Annotated in this window: 17 protein-coding genes; 11 read left to right on the top strand and 6 right to left on the bottom strand. The window is 64.5% G+C overall.

Annotation, left to right across the window (positions count from 1 at the left end; translation table 11 throughout):
- Positions 1-12: 12 nt before the first annotated feature.
- On the bottom strand, positions 13-603 hold the full coding sequence (mdaB, locus tag BV82_RS04000) for an NADPH:quinone oxidoreductase MdaB (RefSeq protein ID WP_010226902.1): 591 nt from the start codon (positions 601-603) through the stop codon (positions 13-15).
- 190 nt (positions 604-793) lie between these two features.
- On the opposite strand from mdaB, the gene BV82_RS03995 reads away from it, so the two are divergent.
- A complete protein-coding gene (locus tag BV82_RS03995; RefSeq protein ID WP_010226903.1) occupies positions 794-1,108 on the top strand; it encodes a putative quinol monooxygenase in 315 nt (104 codons plus the stop codon).
- On the opposite strand, the gene BV82_RS03990 is transcribed toward BV82_RS03995, so the two are convergent.
- The gene (locus BV82_RS03990) at positions 1,098-1,862 is read right to left on the bottom strand and encodes a sulfite exporter TauE/SafE family protein (protein WP_036993753.1); all 765 of its coding nucleotides are present in this window, start codon (positions 1,860-1,862) and stop codon (positions 1,098-1,100) included. The genes BV82_RS03995 and BV82_RS03990 overlap by 11 nt on opposite strands.
- Positions 1,863-1,939: 77 nt before the next feature.
- Between BV82_RS03990 and BV82_RS03985 the strand changes: the two genes are divergently transcribed.
- Genes BV82_RS03985 through BV82_RS03955 form a run of 7 tightly spaced genes read left to right on the top strand, consistent with a single transcriptional unit; the run spans position 1,940 to position 8,652 of the window.
- Entirely contained in the window at positions 1,940-2,872 is a 933-nt protein-coding gene (locus BV82_RS03985) for a LysR substrate-binding domain-containing protein (protein ID WP_010226905.1), read from the top strand.
- A gap of 46 nt (positions 2,873-2,918) precedes the next feature.
- Positions 2,919-3,524, top strand: coding sequence for a CDP-alcohol phosphatidyltransferase family protein (locus BV82_RS03980; protein WP_010226907.1), 606 nt, complete (start codon positions 2,919-2,921; stop codon positions 3,522-3,524).
- Between the two features lie 30 nt (positions 3,525-3,554).
- The gene (locus BV82_RS03975) at positions 3,555-5,309 is read left to right on the top strand and encodes a bifunctional alpha/beta hydrolase/class I SAM-dependent methyltransferase (protein ID WP_010226909.1); all 1,755 of its coding nucleotides are present in this window, start codon (positions 3,555-3,557) and stop codon (positions 5,307-5,309) included.
- Positions 5,309-6,628, top strand: coding sequence for a phosphatase PAP2/dual specificity phosphatase family protein (locus BV82_RS03970; RefSeq protein ID WP_036993749.1), 1,320 nt, complete (start codon positions 5,309-5,311; stop codon positions 6,626-6,628). The genes BV82_RS03975 and BV82_RS03970 overlap by 1 nt, the downstream gene beginning before the upstream one ends.
- Positions 6,625-7,083: a hypothetical protein gene (locus BV82_RS03965; protein WP_036993746.1), complete on the top strand. Its 459-nt coding sequence runs from the start codon at positions 6,625-6,627 to the stop codon at positions 7,081-7,083. The genes BV82_RS03970 and BV82_RS03965 overlap by 4 nt, the downstream gene beginning before the upstream one ends.
- Before the next feature lie 11 nt (positions 7,084-7,094).
- Positions 7,095-7,718, top strand: a complete 624-nt coding sequence (locus BV82_RS03960; protein WP_036993743.1) for a lysophospholipid acyltransferase family protein — start codon at positions 7,095-7,097, stop codon at positions 7,716-7,718.
- Position 7,719: 1 nt separating this feature from the next.
- Complete coding sequence (locus BV82_RS03955) at positions 7,720-8,652, top strand: phosphatidate cytidylyltransferase (protein WP_010226917.1); 933 nt, start codon at positions 7,720-7,722, stop codon at positions 8,650-8,652.
- 3 nt (positions 8,653-8,655) lie between these two features.
- Here BV82_RS03955 and BV82_RS03950 read toward each other — a convergent pair whose 3' ends face one another.
- Positions 8,656-9,414 (bottom strand): sulfite exporter TauE/SafE family protein, encoded by a 759-nt coding sequence (locus BV82_RS03950; protein ID WP_010226919.1) that lies wholly within the window; start codon positions 9,412-9,414, stop codon positions 8,656-8,658.
- Between the two features lie 101 nt (positions 9,415-9,515).
- Between BV82_RS03950 and BV82_RS03945 the strand changes: the two genes are divergently transcribed.
- Positions 9,516-10,424, top strand: coding sequence for a LysR family transcriptional regulator (locus tag BV82_RS03945; RefSeq protein ID WP_036993738.1), 909 nt, complete (start codon positions 9,516-9,518; stop codon positions 10,422-10,424).
- A 105-nt stretch (positions 10,425-10,529) separates the two neighbouring features.
- Positions 10,530-10,874, top strand: a complete 345-nt coding sequence (locus BV82_RS03940; RefSeq protein ID WP_036993735.1) for a cupin domain-containing protein — start codon at positions 10,530-10,532, stop codon at positions 10,872-10,874.
- Positions 10,875-10,976: 102 nt separating this feature from the next.
- Here BV82_RS03940 and mmsB read toward each other — a convergent pair whose 3' ends face one another.
- Both mmsB and BV82_RS03930 read right to left on the bottom strand, forming a co-directional pair.
- Positions 10,977-11,864 carry a 3-hydroxyisobutyrate dehydrogenase gene (gene mmsB, locus BV82_RS03935; protein ID WP_010226922.1) on the bottom strand — a complete coding sequence of 296 codons (888 nt, stop codon included), beginning with the start codon at positions 11,862-11,864 and terminating at the stop codon, positions 10,977-10,979.
- A gap of 10 nt (positions 11,865-11,874) precedes the next feature.
- Positions 11,875-13,401, bottom strand: a complete 1,527-nt coding sequence (locus BV82_RS03930; RefSeq protein ID WP_036993732.1) for a CoA-acylating methylmalonate-semialdehyde dehydrogenase — start codon at positions 13,399-13,401, stop codon at positions 11,875-11,877.
- A gap of 136 nt (positions 13,402-13,537) precedes the next feature.
- On the opposite strand from BV82_RS03930, the gene BV82_RS03925 reads away from it, so the two are divergent.
- Positions 13,538-14,485 carry a LysR family transcriptional regulator gene (locus tag BV82_RS03925; RefSeq protein ID WP_010226925.1) on the top strand — a complete coding sequence of 316 codons (948 nt, stop codon included), beginning with the start codon at positions 13,538-13,540 and terminating at the stop codon, positions 14,483-14,485.
- 1 nt (position 14,486) lies between these two features.
- Here BV82_RS03925 and yfiB read toward each other — a convergent pair whose 3' ends face one another.
- Positions 14,487-14,978 carry an outer membrane lipoprotein YfiB gene (yfiB, locus tag BV82_RS03920; RefSeq protein WP_026001547.1) on the bottom strand — a complete coding sequence of 164 codons (492 nt, stop codon included), beginning with the start codon at positions 14,976-14,978 and terminating at the stop codon, positions 14,487-14,489.
- Positions 14,979-14,985 lie beyond the last annotated feature (7 nt).

Below are 14,985 nucleotides of genomic sequence, written 5' to 3'. Positions count from 1 at the left end.
CGCAAGGCTTCATCAGGCTTGAGCCTGGAAAACCTCGGCCAGGTGCTGCTCGTAGGCGGCCACGGCGGCTTCGACGTTGGGGCGCTTCATCACGTCCACGGCAAGATACGTCGGCAGGCCGCTCATGCCGAGGAACTGGTTGGCCTTGTGGAACGGGAAGTACACCGCGTCCACGCCCTTGCCTTCGAAGAAGTCGCTGGGGTCATCAAAGGCTTGCTGCGGCGCGTTCCAGGTCAGCGACAGCATGTACTGCTTGCCCTGGATCAGGCCACCGCTGCCGTACTTTTGCGAGGCATCGGAACGGGTGCGACCATCGTTAGCGTAGAGGCTGCCGTGGCCGGCGGTGAAGACCTCGTCCAGGTACTGCTTGACGGTCCACGGCGCGCCCATCCACCAGCCAGGCATCTGATAGATGATGACGTCGGCCCAGAGGAACTTCTGCACCTCTTCGGCGTTGTCGTAGCCGCCGTCGATGTAGGTGGTCTTCACATCGAACCCGGCGCGATCAAGGAATACCAGCGCGGCTTCGTGCAGGGTTTCGTTCAAGCGGCCATCGGAGTGGGCGAACTTTTTACCACCGTTGAGCAACAGGACTTTTTTCATAGGTGCCTCATCTGTGTTCGATCAGGGGCAAGCAAGCCTGTGACCGAGTGAATTTGATGGCGGCAGAATAGAGATCGGCCTCGCGGGGAAACAGCCGCGCCGGGGAAAAATACATTTGATCAAAAAGCACGAATCCAACGCTTATTGTTGCCTTAGAATCGTTTAACCCCTTCCTTTCAGAGGCTTCTTCATGAGCGAGCAGTACGGTTTCATTCTCAAAGCCAAGACCCGTCCGGAAATGTCCGAAGCGTTCGAAGCGCTGTTTCGCGCCTACGTCGAGCCAAGTCGCCAAGAGCCAGGCTGCATCGAGTACCACATGCTGCGCGACAAGCAAGACCCCAGCCTGTTCGTGTTCTACGAGATCTGGGCCAGCAAGGCGGCGCTGGATGTGCATTCGGCCCTGCCGCACATGCAGGCGTTTTTCGACAAGCGCATGGATTATCTGGAGCGCGACTTCGACATCCAGTTGATCGACATGCTCAGCCCCTCTTCGGCTAGCCGTTAAGCAACAGGTGCGCGCCGAGCAGGGCAAGGCCGATAAAGAAGCAGCGCTTGAACAGCTCGGCGCTGATGCGCTGACGCAGCCACTGGCCACCGAGCATGCCCAGTAGCGCCGGCGCCAGCACCAGCAATGACGCGCCCAGGGCCTGCGCGCCAAGCGCATCCTGGCCCGCCAGGCCGATCGCCAGGGCCAGGGTCGAGACGCTGAACGACAGGCCCAGGGCCTGGACCATTTCGTCGCGGCTCAGGCCCAGGCTCTGCAGGTAAGGCACCGCAGGAATCACAAACACCCCGGTGGCAGCGGTGATCACCCCGGTGCTCAGCCCGCAGAGCGGCCCAAGCCAGGGTTCATGTGCAGCCGCCAGGCGCACTGCTCGGCCGAACAGGCCGTACAACGCATACGCCAGTAACGCCCCACCCAAGGCACGCGCCGCCCATTCACCACTGTTGATGCCCAGCCAGGCGCTGCCCAGCAAGGTGCCGACAAAAATCATCGCCAGCATCGGCCACAGCCTTTTCAGCAGGGCCCGCAAGTGTCCACCAAAGGCCAGTTGCCAGAGGTTGGTCAGGGTCGAGGGCACGATCAGCAAGGCCGCTGCCTGCGCCGGGGACATAGCCATACCGAGCAGGCCCATGGCTATGGTCGGCAGGCCCAGGCCAATCACGCCCTTGACCGCGCCGGCCAGCACGAAGGTCGCCAGGACCAGCAGCGTCAGCGCTGGACCGATATTCTGATAGAAGCCGAACAAGGTAGTCATGGCGCTATCCTGCACCTGGCCTGCGAAGCTGAAAATCTGCCATATACTCAGCCAGACTATTGCTCAGGTAGAGGCTGATGCATTTCGATCTGATTGACCTGCGACTGTTCCAGCACACCCTGGAGTGCGGCAACATCACCGCCGGCGCCCAGCGCAGCCACCTGTCGCTGCCGGCCGCCAGCGCGCGCATCCGCGCCATGGAAAGCTCACTGGGCACGCCGCTGCTCGAGCGCAACCGCCGAGGCGTGCAGGCCACGCCTGCCGGGCAGGCGCTGCTGCAGCATGCTCGGCTGATCGGCCAGCAGGTCGAGCGCCTGCAGTTCGACCTCGGGCAGTACGCCCAGGGCCTGCAGGGCCAGGTCCGGCTGTTGTGCAACACCGCGGCGCTGACCGAATACCTGCCGGAATTGCTCGCAGGCTTTCTCCAACAGCACCCGGCCATCGATCTCGATATCCACGAACTGCCCAGCCTGCGCATCGTCCAGGCGATCACCCAAGGCATGGCGGAAATCGGCATCATCTCCAGCGCGGTGGCCAGCGAGCACCTGCAGACCCTGGCGTTTCGCGACGACCCGCTGATGTTGATCATGCCGCCCGGGCATCCGCTGGCCAGCCACGCCAGCCTGCGCTTTGCCGACACCCTCGGCCACGGCTATGTCGGCCTGCAAGCCGACAGTGCCCTCGCCCTGCACCTTGAAGAGCAAGCCCTGCACCTGGGCCGGCGCCTGCAGGTACGGGTGCGCGCCGACGGCTTTGACGGGGTGATCCGCATGGTCGCCCATGGCGCCGGCCTGGGCATCGTGCCGATGGCCGCCGTGCAGCGTTGGCAGGGGCTGCTGCCCTTGCGCAGCCTGGCGCTGAACGAGCCGTGGGCCAACCGCCAGTTGCGCCTGTGCAGCCGGGATTTTGCCAGCCTGCCCGGGCATGCACGGGCCCTGCTCGACTGCCTGAGTGCCGGCGCTATTGCTCCGGCAGGGGCAATCCACCGACAATCGCCCCCGCGGACCTAGTTGCTGCTGCACTGATCGCCAACCGAGTCGTAAAGGGAGTTTCACCGTGCCGTCGATCTACCAGCTCAAACCCCGCTTTCAGGCGCTGTTGCGCCCGACGGTCGAGCGCCTGTACCAACGCGGTGTCACCGCTAACCAGGTGACCCTGAGCGCCGCCGTGGTTTCCGTCTTGCTTGGCCTGTTGCTGGCCTGGCTCCCGCAGGTCACCTGGCTGTTCGCCCTGGTGCCGGTGTGGATGCTGCTGCGCATGGCCCTCAATGCCATCGACGGCATGCTCGCCCGTGAATTCGGCCAGCAATCCAAGCTCGGCGCCTACTACAACGAACTCTGCGACCTGATCGCCGACAGCGCCCTGTACCTGCCCTTCGCGCTGCTGCCGGGCGTCTCGGCGGCGCTGCTGGTGATCGTCGTGCTGGCGGCGCTGATCAGTGAATACGCCGGGGTCATGGGCCCGCTGGTCGGTGCCGAGCGCCGCTACGACGGGCCCATGGGCAAGAGCGACCGTGCCTTTGCCTTCGGCGTGCTGGGCGCCGGCGTTGCCAGCGGGCTGTTGCCGGCCAGCTGGATCAACGGCGTGCTGCTGGTGATCTTGCTGCTCTCGCTCTATACCCTCTACAACCGGGTCAGCCGCGGTCTGGCGCAAACCCGCTGAAGCTCTTTGTGCCAGATAAGGATATTTGCCATGCGCAACGCGCAATCGCTGCATTTCACTACCCACGACGGCGTCGAACTGCATTACCGCCACTGGCCCGCCGACGTCGCTGACGACCAGCCGCGCCGCGCCGTGGTGATGTTCCACCGCGGCCACGAACACGGCGGGCGCATGGCGCATCTGGCCGATGAACTGCAACTGCCCGACCACGACATCTTCGCCTGGGACGCCCGTGGCCACGGCCAGTCGCCCGGGGCCCGGGGCGACAGCCCGAGCTTCGCTTGCAGCGTGCGCGACGTGCAGACCTTCATCGAACATATCGCCCGCGAGCACGGCATCGCCGAAGAGGACATGGCAGTGCTGGCGCAAAGCGTCGGAGCCGTACTGATCGCCACCTGGGCCCACGACTACGCGCCCAAGGTGCGTTGCCTGGTACTGGCCTCGCCGGCCTTCAAGGTCAAGCTGTACGTGCCGTTTGCCCGCCCGGGGCTGAAGCTGATGCGCGCCTGGCGCGGCAACTTCTTCGTCAACAGCTACGTCAAGCCGCGCCTGCTCAGCCACGACCCCGAGCGCATCGCTTCGTATGAAAGCGACCCACTGATCAGCCGGCCGATCTCAGTGACCATGCTGCTTGGCCTGTATGAAGCCGCCGACCGCGTGGTGGCCGATGCCCAGGCGATCCAGGTGCCGACCCAGGTGCTCATTTCCGGCGCAGACTTCGTGGTCAAGCGCAAACCCCAGGAGCAGTTCTTCGAGCGCCTGGGTAGCGTGCATAAAGAGAAACACATCCTCCCCGGGTTCTTCCACGACACCCTTGGCGAGCGGGACCGCAGCCATGCCCTGGCGCGGATCCGGCGCTTTATCGAGCACTGCTTCAGCCAGGCGCCGCAGCGCCCTTCGCTGCTCGATGCCGACCGACTGGGCGCCAGCTGCGCCGAGGCCGAAAGCCTGGCCGCGCCGCTGCCACGCAACTCGCCAGCGGACCTCTACTGGCGCGCCACCCGCGCCGGCTTGCGCCTTGGCAAAGGCTTGTCGGACGGGGTCAAGCTTGGCTTCGACACCGGCTTCGACTCCGGCAGCACCCTGGACTACATCTACCGCAACCAGCCCACCGGCAAGGGCGCGATCGGACGCATGATCGACCAGAACTACCTCAACGCCATCGGTTGGCGCGGCATCCGCCAGCGCAAGCTGCATGTCGAGGAACTGCTGCGCCTGGCCATCGAGCGCCTGCGCGAACAGGGCAAGCCGGTGGATATCGTCGATATCGCCGCCGGCCATGGCCGCTACATCCTTGAAGCGTTGCAGGGCCTTGAGCGCAAACCGGAGTCGATCCTGCTGCGCGACTACAGCGAGCTCAATGTCCAGCAGGGCAGCGCGCTGATCGCCGAAAAAGGCCTGGCCGAGATTGCCCGCTTCGTCCAGGGCGATGCCTTCGATGCCCAGAGCCTGGCCAGCCTCGACCCGCGCCCGACCCTGGCGGTGGTTTCCGGCCTGTATGAACTGTTCGCCAGTAACCAGATGGTTGGCGACTCCCTTGGCGGCCTGGCCCAGGCGGTGGAGCCCGGCGGTTACCTGGTGTACACCGGCCAACCCTGGCACCCGCAGCTGGAGATGATCGCCCGCGCCCTGACCAGCCACCGCGCAGGCCAGGCCTGGGTGATGCGCCGGCGCAGCCAGGTGGAGATGGATCAACTGGTGGAGGCGGCAGGCTTTCGCAAGGTCTGCCAGCGGATCGATGAGTGGGGCATCTTCAGCGTCAGCCTGGCCCAGCGGGTCGCTTGATGAGCACTGTGCGCGAGCCCGGATTGATCAAGCGCGGGGTGCTCTGGCTATTGTTGCTCGGCCCGCTGTTCTTTCTCAGCTATGGCCTGACCAACACCTACACCGCCGGGCGCAACGACGTCGGCAGCCTGGTGTTCGCCTGGGAAGGCGACATCCCGCTGTGGCCCTGGACCATCATCCCGTACTGGTCGATCGACCTGCTCTACGGCCTGTCGTTCCTGTTGCCGCTGAGCCGCCGGGAGATGGACCGCCACGCCCTGCGCCTGCTCAGCGCGCAGCTCATCTGCATCCTCGGTTTTCTGCTCTGGCCACTGCGTTTTACCGTCGAACGGCCAGCGCTGGATGGCCTGTTCGGCTGGTTGTTCGATGTGCTGATGGGCTTCGACAAACCGTTCAACCAGGCGCCGTCGCTGCACATCGCCTTGCTGGTGATCATCTGGGCGATGTTTGCCCGGCATATCCACGCAAGGCTGCCGCGCTTGCTGGTGCATGGCTGGATGGCACTGATCGGCGTATCGGTGCTGACCACCTGGCAACATCACTTTATCGACCTGCCCAGCGGCGCGCTGGTGGGCGTGCTGTGCGTCTGGCTGTGGCCGGTCGAGGGCAGGCCGGTGCTGCGCCATCTGCAACTTGCCCGCGACCCGCAGCGCTGGCGCCTGGCGCTGCGCTATGGGGCCGGAGCGGCATTGCTGGTGGGGCTGGCGCTGTACCTCGGCGGTGCTGCCCTGTGGTTGATGTGGCCGGCGGTTGCGTTGCTGCTGGTGGCGCTCAACTATGCGCAACTGGGCGCCGAGGGCTTTCAGAAAGGTGCCGATGGCCGGCTCTCGTATGCCGCGCGCGGGTTGCTGGCGCCCTACCTGATTGGCGCCTGGCTCAACTCACGCGGGTGGACGCGGCGTCATCCCCAAGCGGATGAAGTGTGCGATGGCGTGTACCTCGGGCGAATTCCGGGCAAGGGGCAGGCCGCACACTTCGCCGCCATTGTCGATCTGTGCGCCGAACTGCCGGCCTCGCTCGCCCCCGGCCAGGCCTACTGCGCCCTGCCCAGCCTCGACTTGATCGTGCCCACGGCCGAGCGCTGCCGGGAAGCGGCAACGGCCATCGAACAGCTGCGCCCCCAGGGCCCGGTACTGGTTTGCTGCGCCCTCGGTTACTCACGCAGCGCCAGCGCCGTGGCTGCCTGGCTGGTGCTCAGCGGGCGCTGCGCCGATGCCGGGCAAGCGCAGCAACGCATTAGCCAGGCACGCCCCGGGGTGGTCCTGCATCCGCAGCACCTGCAGGTGATTGAACGCCTGCAAACGGAGCCTTGCCTGTGAGCGGCGAAACCCAACTGGCCCTGGTCGCCAGCCTACTCAAGCGCGGTCGGCAGGTTGAGCGCCTGGCCGACGGGATCAGCCTGCTGGCGGTACTTTTTGGCCTGGCGGCGCTGCTGATCGACGCGCCCGCCCCTTGGTTCAGCGCTGTGCTGTGCAGCCTGTTGCTGTTGGCCGGCTTGCTGCAGAAGTTCTTCGCCCTGCGCGTAGCGCTGGATGCCGATCTGTTTGCGCACCTGGCCGTCCGCAGCGATCAGCTCACGCAGCACACCCAGGTACTGGACCAGTCGCTGTTCAGCCTGGGGCTCAAGGCCAACCCGCTCGATCAGCGCGACTGGCAGGCACGCAGCCTGGCGGCCATGGGCCTGCTGCGCAAACAACTGCTGTGCTTTGCCGTACAAGCCGTGCTGGCGTTGGCCAGCATCCTGCTTTTGCCCTTGCTTCACGTTGCCGGATAAGGACCTTGCCCATGCTTGCTGCCCTCACCGCCTTTGCCATCACCTCGGTCGCCCGCCTGATCACTGGCGCCCGCGCCTTGTGGCTGGGTTGCACGCCGCAACCGGTGCAACGGCTGTACTACGCCAACCACAGCAGCCACGGCGACTTCGTGCTGATCTGGGCCTCGCTGCCCCAGCCGCTGCGCCAGCACACGCGGCCGGTAGCCGGTGCCGATTACTGGCAAAAGCCGGGCATCCGCCAGTTCCTGATCAAGCGGGTGTTCAATGGCGTGCTGATCGACCGCCAGCACAGCGATGCCATAAGCAACCCCTTGCAGCCGATCCAGGAGGCGCTGGCCCAGGGCGACTCGCTGATTTTCTTCCCCGAAGGTACGCGCAACCTCAGCGACGAGCCGTTGCTGGCGTTCAAGAGCGGACTGTTCCACCTGGCCAGCGCCCACCCGCAGGTCGAGGTGATCCCGGTGTGGATCGCCAACCTCAACCGGGTCATGCCCAAGGGTCGCGCCCTGCCGCTGCCCTTGCTGTGCACCCTGAGCTTTGGCGAGCCGCTGCACCTGCAAGCGGACGAAAGCAAGCACGCGTTTCTCGACCGGGCCCGCCAGGCCCTGTTAGCCCTGGCCACGAAGGAATCCTGAGATGGACAACAACACCCTTTCGCTGTTCGCCGGCATCGGCGGCCTGCTGTTGCTCGCCAGCCTGATCGGCCGCCTTCTCAAATGGCGCGCGGGCCCGGCGCCCCACGCTGTCATCGACAACCTCAATGCACGGATCAACGCCTGGTGGGTGATGGTCCTGGTCATCGGCCTGGCCTTCCTGTTCGGCAAGCTGGGGGTGATCCTGCTGTTCTACTGCGTGTCGTTCTACGCCCTGCGTGAGTTCCTGACGCTGACGCCGACCCGGCGCAGCGACTACCCGGCACTGGTCGCGGCCTTCTACGTCGCCCTGCCGGTGCAGTACCTGTTGATTGCCATGGACTGGTACGGGCTGTTCAGCATTTTCATCCCGGTCTATCTGTTCCTGCTGCTGCCGATCCTGGCCAGCTTCGGCGGCGATACCACGCGCTTTTTGGAGCGCGCCTCGAAGGTGCAGTGGGGCTTGATGATCGCGGTCTACTGCCTGTCCTCGGTACCGGCCTTGATGACCCTGGAGATCCCCGGATACGAAGGCCGCAACCTGCTGCTGATCGCCTGGCTGATCCTCGTGGTGCAGATCTCCGATGTGCTGCAGTACGTCTGCGGCAAGCTGTTCGGCAAGCACAAGGTGGCGCCCAAGCTGTCACCGTCAAAGACCGTCGAAGGCCTGGTCGGTGGTGTGGCGCTGGCCACCCTGATCGGTGCCACCTTGTGCTGGATCACCCCGTTCAGCTTCTGGCAGGCGGCACTGATGGCCCTGACCGTCAACCTCATGGGCTTTGCCGGCGGCCTGGTGATGTCGGCCATCAAGCGCGACCGCGGCGTGAAGGACTGGGGCCATATGATCGAAGGCCACGGCGGCATGCTCGACCGCATGGACTCGGTGTGCTTCGCCGCACCGGTGTTCTTCCACTTCGTGCGCTACTGGTGGGTGTGACCGTTACAGCAACAGGTCGTAGGACAGCTTGCCGATCAGGATCAGCAGCAACACCAGAAACAGCGCGCGAACAAACGGCACGCCCTTGCGCACCGCCAGCCAGGTACCGGTCAGCGCGCCGAGGATGTTGAAGGCGGCCATCGGAATGGCGATCAGGTAGAGCACGTTGCCGGTGGGGATGAAGAACATCAGCGCGGCGACGTTGGTGGCGATGTTCACCAGCTTTGCCGACGCCGACGCATGGAGGAAGTCGAACGCGAAGCAGCGAATGAACAGGAAGATCAGAAAGCTGCCGGTGCCCGGCCCGAACAGGCCATCATAGAAACCGATGGCACCGCCGATGACGATCGCCAGCAGTTTCTCGCGGGTGCCGATGCGCATCGGCTTGTGCAGGGCGCCGAAGTCCTTTTTCCAGAAGGTGTAGATCGCCATCAGTACGATCAGCACCAGCACCGCCGGGCGCATCAGCGATTGCGGCACCAGCGACACCGTCGCCGCGCCGACGAAGGCCATGGCAAAGGCCGCACAGGCCGCCGGGATCACCAGGCTCCAGTCGATCACCACCTTGCGCACGAACGAGCGTGCGGCAAACGCCGTACCGCATGCCGAAGCAACCTTGTTGGTGCCCAGCAGGGCCGCCGGTGGCGAGGCTGGCAGGACGTTGAACAGCGCCGGGATCTGGATCAGCCCGCCACCGCCCACCGCGGCATCGATCAGGCCGGCGGCAAAGGCAAACACGCAAAGAATGACGAGATCGACCATGGATTCAGGCTCTGACGATGATGGATGGACGCGCCAAGGTTAACCAACGTGCGGCTTTTGTGTTGCAATGCCATATTGCGAAAACTGCAACGAGGTAGTGCATGGCCCTGAATATGCTGGCAGAGCTGGAAGCCTTGGCGATGGTTGCCCGCAAGCGCAGTTTCGTCGCTGCGGCGCGTGCCCTGGGGCGCTCGCCCAGTGCGGTGACCCGTGCCGTGCAAGCCCTGGAGCAAAGCGCCGGGGCCAAGCTGTTGAATCGCTCGGCCAACGCCGTGAGCCTGACCGAGGCTGGGGAGCGCCTGTTGCCCTACGCCGAGAAAATGCTCGATCTGCAACGCGAGGCCGACGAAGAGCTGGCCGGGCTCAGCGGCCTGGCGTCCGGATGGGTGCGGTTTTCCGCCCCGGAATCGCTGGCCCAGGTATTGCCCGGATTGATTGCGCAGTATGGTGAGCGCTATCCACAGGTGAACGTCGATGTGATCTTCAGCGACGAGCCGATCGACCCGGGTAAAAGCAAACTGGACTTCTCGATTCGCGGCGCCTTCGCCCGGGACAGCGAACTGATCGGTTATCCGCTGTGGCGTTATTCTCGCTCACTGTATGCCAGCCCCGCTTACCTGCAACGGCATGGCGCACCCGAATCGATCGAGGCGCTGGAAACACACGCATTGATCCTGCATACCGCGCCACGGATTCTCAAGGAGTGGCAGTTTCGCAGCGCCGATCAGGCCGTCAGCCTGCGGGTGCATCCAAGGTTTCGCTTCAGCTCAGGAGTGGCCGTATTCCAGGCCGCCCTGGCCGGTGTCGGCATCGCCCGCCTGGCTGACTGGCTGGCCGAACCCGAGGTACAGGCCGGGCGCCTGCAGCGGGTGTGCCCCGAGTACCGGCTGACCGCCAGCAACGGCGACAGCCCGCAAATGCACGCGGTGTACCCGGCCGGCACGCTAGCGCAGCGGGTCAAGGCGCTACTGGAGGTGATCCGCAGCTTTGGCGACAACCTCGACCGATAAGCACAGGTTTGCGCTCCCAGACACCCAAAGGTCGAGACCAGACATCTGCCGAGAGCCAATCGCCCCTATGGTGACAGACCTTTGAGCAACCCTCTGGAGCCTGGAATGTCCGATTTCATCACCGTGCTGCGCGAGACCTGCCCTACCCCCGTGCTGGATGCGACCAAGTGGCAACGCATCGGCGGCGACCCGCACACCGTCAACCTCAACGCCTATGTGTCGTCCGATGGCAGCAAGATCATGGGCACCTGGATCTGCACGCCGGGCACCTTCCAGGTCAATTACGAGAAGTGGGAGTACTGTCACTTTCTGGATGGCTATTGCGTGATCACCCCGGAAGGTGAACAACCGGTGCATCTGCGGGCCGGTGACGTGTTCGTCATCGAACCTGGGATGAAAGGCACCTGGGAGGTGGTGGAGACGGTGCGCAAGTATTTCGTTTTTGCCTGACAGCAGGGGCTGCCTTGGCAGCCCATCGCTGGCAAGGCCAGCTCCCACAGAATTAGGTGTGCGCAGTACCTGTGGGGGCCAGCCTTGCTGGCGATACTCTTTTTACTCGGGCTTGCGATAACCTTCGACAATCGCCGAGAAATCCTTGCCACCCTCGCCACGCAGACTCATGGCCTGGTACAACTGTTGGGCCACCGCGCCAAGAATCACCGGCTGGTGCGCCTGGCGGGCCGCCTCGGTGGCCAGCCCCAGGTCCTTGAGCATCAGCTCGGCACCGAAGCCACCGGTATAGCCACGCGATGCCGGGGCCGTTTCGATGATGCCTGGCCACGGGTTGTAGGTGTCCGAGCTCCAGCAACGGCCGGTTGAGCTGTTGATGATCCCGGCCAGTACCTTGGTGTCGATCCCCAGCGCGTTACCCAGGGCCATGGCCTCGGACACGCCGATCATGGAGATGCCCAGCAGCAGGTTGTTGCAGATCTTGGCGATTTGCCCGGTGCCGACATCGCCGCAGTGGACGATGTTGCGGCCCATCTGCGCCAGCACCGGCTGCAGGGTGGCGAACAGTGCGTCGCTGGCGCCAACCATGAAGGTCAGGGTGCCGGCTGCGGCGCCGCCAGTCCCGCCGGACACCGGTGCGTCGGCCAGGTCGACGCCCTGCTTGGCCGCAGCAGCCGCTACATCGCGGGCCGTCTGCGGGTCGATGGTGCTGCAGTCGACCACCGGGGTACCGGCCTTGACACCGGCCAGCACACCGTCTTCGTTGAGGTACACACCGCGCACGTGGGCAGCAGCTGGCAGCATGGTGATCACCAGCTCGCTCTGCTGCGCGGCGTCACGCGGCGAGCTGCTGATCTGTCCGCCGAGCTCGGCAAGTTCAGCCAGCACGGTCTTGTTCAGGTCGAACAGGTTCAGCTGATGCCCGGCCTTGATCAGGTTACGGGCCATGGGCGCGCCCATGTTGCCCAGGCCGATGAATGCGATACGCATGATGAACTCCTTAGCGCAGGCTGATGGTAGTGTTCACGCCATCGTTGACGCTGTCATCATCGAACCAGCGGCTGGTGACGGTCTTGGTCTGAGTGTAGAACTGCACCACCTGTTTGCCGTACGGGCCCAGATCGCCGAGCTTGGAGCCGCGCGAGCCGGTGAAGCTGAAGAACGGTACCGGCACCGGAATCGGGATGTTGATGCCGACCTGGCCGACGTCGATCTCGGTCTGGAACTTGCGCGCCGCCGCGCCGCTCTGGGTGAACAGGCCGGTGCCGTTGCCGAAGGGGTTGCGGTTGACCAGGGCGATGGCTTCGTCGAGGGTGTCGACTTCCAGCACCACCAGTACCGGGCCGAAGATTTCCTGGGTGTAGATCTGCATGTCGGTGGTCACCCCGGAGAACAGGGTCGGGCCGACGAAGTTGCCTTGCTCGTAGCCCGGCACGCTGACCTCGCGGCCATCGAGCTCAAGCGTGGCGCCTTCCTTGATGCCGTTTTCGATCAGGCCCAGCACCCGCTCCTTGGCGCGCTTGGAAATCAGCGGGCCGACATCGGTGCCCGGCTCGCTACCGGCGTTGACCTTGAGCTTGGAGGCCAGCTCCTTGAGCTCCGGCAGCCACTCGCGGGCCTTGCCCACCAGCACCGCCACCGAGGTGGCCATGCAGCGCTGACCGGCCGCCCCGAAACCGGCACCGACCAGGGCGTTGAGGGTTTGCGTGCGGTTGGCGTCCGGCAGCACCACTGCGTGGTTCTTGGCCCCCATCATCGACTGCACACGCTTGCCGTGCTGGCTCGCCAGGTTGTAGACGTGGGTGCCGACTTCGGTGGAACCCACGAACGAGATGGCCTTGATATCGCTGTGGGTGCACAGGGCATCGACCACCTGCTTGCCACCATGGACGACGTTGAGCACGCCGGCCGGCACACCGGCTTCGATTGCCAGCTCCACCAGCATCATGGTCGACAGCGGGTCCTGCTCGGACGGTTTGAGCACGAAGGTGTTGCCGCAGACGATGGCCATCGGGAACATCCACAGCGGGATCATCGCCGGGAAGTTGAACGGGGTGATACCGGCGCAAACGCCGATCGGCTGGCGCAGGGTATAGGTATCGACGCCACCGGCGACGTTTTCGGCGAATTCGCCCATCTGCAGGCTGCCGATGCTGCTGGCATGCTCGACCACTTCCAGGCCGCGGAAAATATCGCCTTCAGCGTCGGCGATGGTCTTGCCCTGTTCGGCGCTGAGGACCACGGCAATGCGCTTGGAGTGTTCACGGATCAGCGCCTGCAGCTTGAGCATGATGCGCATGCGCGCGCCGATCGGGGTGTCGCGCCAGGTCTTGAACGCACGCTGGCCGGCGGCAATCGCGGCGTCGACTTCTTCGGCGGTGGCAAAGGGTACACGGGCCAGCACTTGTTGGGTGGCCGGGTTGACCACATCACGCCATTCGCTGGTTTTCGATTCGACCCATTGGCCATCGATCAGCAGCTTGACCTGCTCGACCTTGGTCTGGCCGGAAGTAAGGGATGCGTTCATGTGCGTTCTCCTGAAATTGTTGTTAGGGAGAGATCGACGCCGCCGGGTCAGCCACAGCGGGCGCTTGGGTCCAGGGCTTTTTTGGAGTATAGATGTGCAAACATCTAATAAGAACGCACATAAAAGCCGGACCAACATGCAAAAAAACATCACTTCCCTGGGGTCGTTGAACTGGGATGACCTGAAGTTCTTTCTCGAAGTGGCGCGCACCCGCAAGGCCAGCAGCGCGGCCAAACGACTGGGTGTCGACTACACCACCGTGTCGCGGCGGATCAGTTCGCTGGAGGTGGCACTGGGCACCCTGCTATTCGAAAAATCACGGACCAACGGCTTTGTCCTTACCGCCGAGGGCCAGCGCCTGCTCAGCTATGCCGAGTCGATCGAGAGCACCCTGCACATGGCCTGCGAACAGGTGTCGGGCTCCGGCGTGGCGCTGTCGGGGCATGTGCGCATGGGCTGCACCGAGGGCTTCGGCAGCTTCTTTGTCACCCCGCAACTGAGCCATTTCGTCGACGCCTACCCGGCGATCTCGGTGGACATCCTGCCGCTGCCGCACTTCATCAGCCTGTCCAAGCGCGAGGCCGACATCGTCATCGCCCTGGAGCGCCCGGAACATGGGCCGTACGTATGCTGCAAGCTGTGCGACTACCGCCTGCGCCTGTACGCCACCCAGGAATACCTGGACAGCCACGAGCCGATCACCCGCAGCAGCGACCTGGCCCGGCATCAGTTCATCAGCTATGTCGACGACCTGGCCTTCAGCTCCGAGCTTCTGTACCTGGCCAACCTGATCCCGGCCGCCAGCGCCAACCTGCGCAGCACCAGCGTGATCGCCCAGTACGTCGCGGCCCAGCAGGGGCGCGGCCTGGCGATCCTGCCGTGTTTTCTGGCCGCGCAGGATCCGCGCCTGGTGGCGATTCTGCCGGAGGAGGTGGCGATTACCCGGCAGTTCTGGATGTACTGCCGCGAAGACTTGAGGAAACTGAAGCGGATTACCCTGCTATGGGATTACATCCGCAATGTCACCGAGCGCAACACCCCGCTGCTGATGGGCGAGTCGCGCACGATGAGCTTTGCCGACTGATTCAGTCGGAGGCGACCACGATCGACACCCGGCGGTTTTCCAGGCGTCCGGCGCGGGTGTCGTTGCTGGCCACCGGCTCGCTGCTGCCCAGGCCACGGGTTTCGACGTTCTCGGCACGCATGCCAATCGCAATCAGCACCTTGGCCACGCTCTGTGCCCGGCGCGTGGACAACTGCTCGTTGTAAGCGGCGCGGCCCGAAGCATCGGTGTGGCCATCGACCCGCACGCTCTGGATGTTCACCGACAGCAGCGACTTGCCGATGCGCTCGACAATGCTCCGGCTCTGGGCGTTGAGGGTGTCGACATCGCTGCCGAACAGCACTTTGCTCGACAGGCCGAACTCCCAGCCTTCATCGGTGAGCTGGAAGCCCTCTTGCTTGAGCAAGGCAATCTGTTCGGCAGTGAGGCCCTTGGGCGGCACGCTCTGGCAACCGCCCAGGGCGAACAGCGCCAGGACCAGGCAGATAACGTGAAAACGTAGACGTTGGCTCAGGTGAATC

Source organism: Pseudomonas donghuensis, assembly GCF_000696345.2.
Lineage (GTDB): Bacteria > Pseudomonadota > Gammaproteobacteria > Pseudomonadales > Pseudomonadaceae > Aquipseudomonas > Aquipseudomonas donghuensis.
Note: the sequence above shows the minus strand (reverse complement) of the source record. Positions and strands in the feature narration are given on the sequence as shown.

Excerpts from the sequence above, each read along its gene's own strand:
- mdaB (WP_010226902.1), bottom strand. The coding sequence starts at position 603 with ATGAAAAAAGTCCTGTTGCTCAACGGTGGTAAAAAGTTCGCCCACTCC.
- BV82_RS03995 (WP_010226903.1), top strand. The coding sequence starts at position 794 with ATGAGCGAGCAGTACGGTTTCATTCTCAAAGCCAAGACCCGTCCGGAA.
- BV82_RS03990 (WP_036993753.1), bottom strand. The coding sequence starts at position 1,862 with ATGACTACCTTGTTCGGCTTCTATCAGAATATCGGTCCAGCGCTGACG.
- BV82_RS03985 (WP_010226905.1), top strand. The coding sequence starts at position 1,940 with ATGCATTTCGATCTGATTGACCTGCGACTGTTCCAGCACACCCTGGAG.
- BV82_RS03975 (WP_010226909.1), top strand. The coding sequence starts at position 3,555 with ATGCGCAACGCGCAATCGCTGCATTTCACTACCCACGACGGCGTCGAA.
- BV82_RS03970 (WP_036993749.1), top strand. The coding sequence starts at position 5,309 with ATGAGCACTGTGCGCGAGCCCGGATTGATCAAGCGCGGGGTGCTCTGG.
- BV82_RS03960 (WP_036993743.1), top strand. The coding sequence starts at position 7,095 with ATGCTTGCTGCCCTCACCGCCTTTGCCATCACCTCGGTCGCCCGCCTG.
- BV82_RS03955 (WP_010226917.1), top strand. The coding sequence starts at position 7,720 with ATGGACAACAACACCCTTTCGCTGTTCGCCGGCATCGGCGGCCTGCTG.
- BV82_RS03950 (WP_010226919.1), bottom strand. The coding sequence starts at position 9,414 with ATGGTCGATCTCGTCATTCTTTGCGTGTTTGCCTTTGCCGCCGGCCTG.
- BV82_RS03945 (WP_036993738.1), top strand. The coding sequence starts at position 9,516 with ATGGCCCTGAATATGCTGGCAGAGCTGGAAGCCTTGGCGATGGTTGCC.
- BV82_RS03940 (WP_036993735.1), top strand. The coding sequence starts at position 10,530 with ATGTCCGATTTCATCACCGTGCTGCGCGAGACCTGCCCTACCCCCGTG.
- mmsB (WP_010226922.1), bottom strand. The coding sequence starts at position 11,864 with ATGCGTATCGCATTCATCGGCCTGGGCAACATGGGCGCGCCCATGGCC.
- BV82_RS03930 (WP_036993732.1), bottom strand. The coding sequence starts at position 13,401 with ATGAACGCATCCCTTACTTCCGGCCAGACCAAGGTCGAGCAGGTCAAG.
- BV82_RS03925 (WP_010226925.1), top strand. The coding sequence starts at position 13,538 with ATGCAAAAAAACATCACTTCCCTGGGGTCGTTGAACTGGGATGACCTG.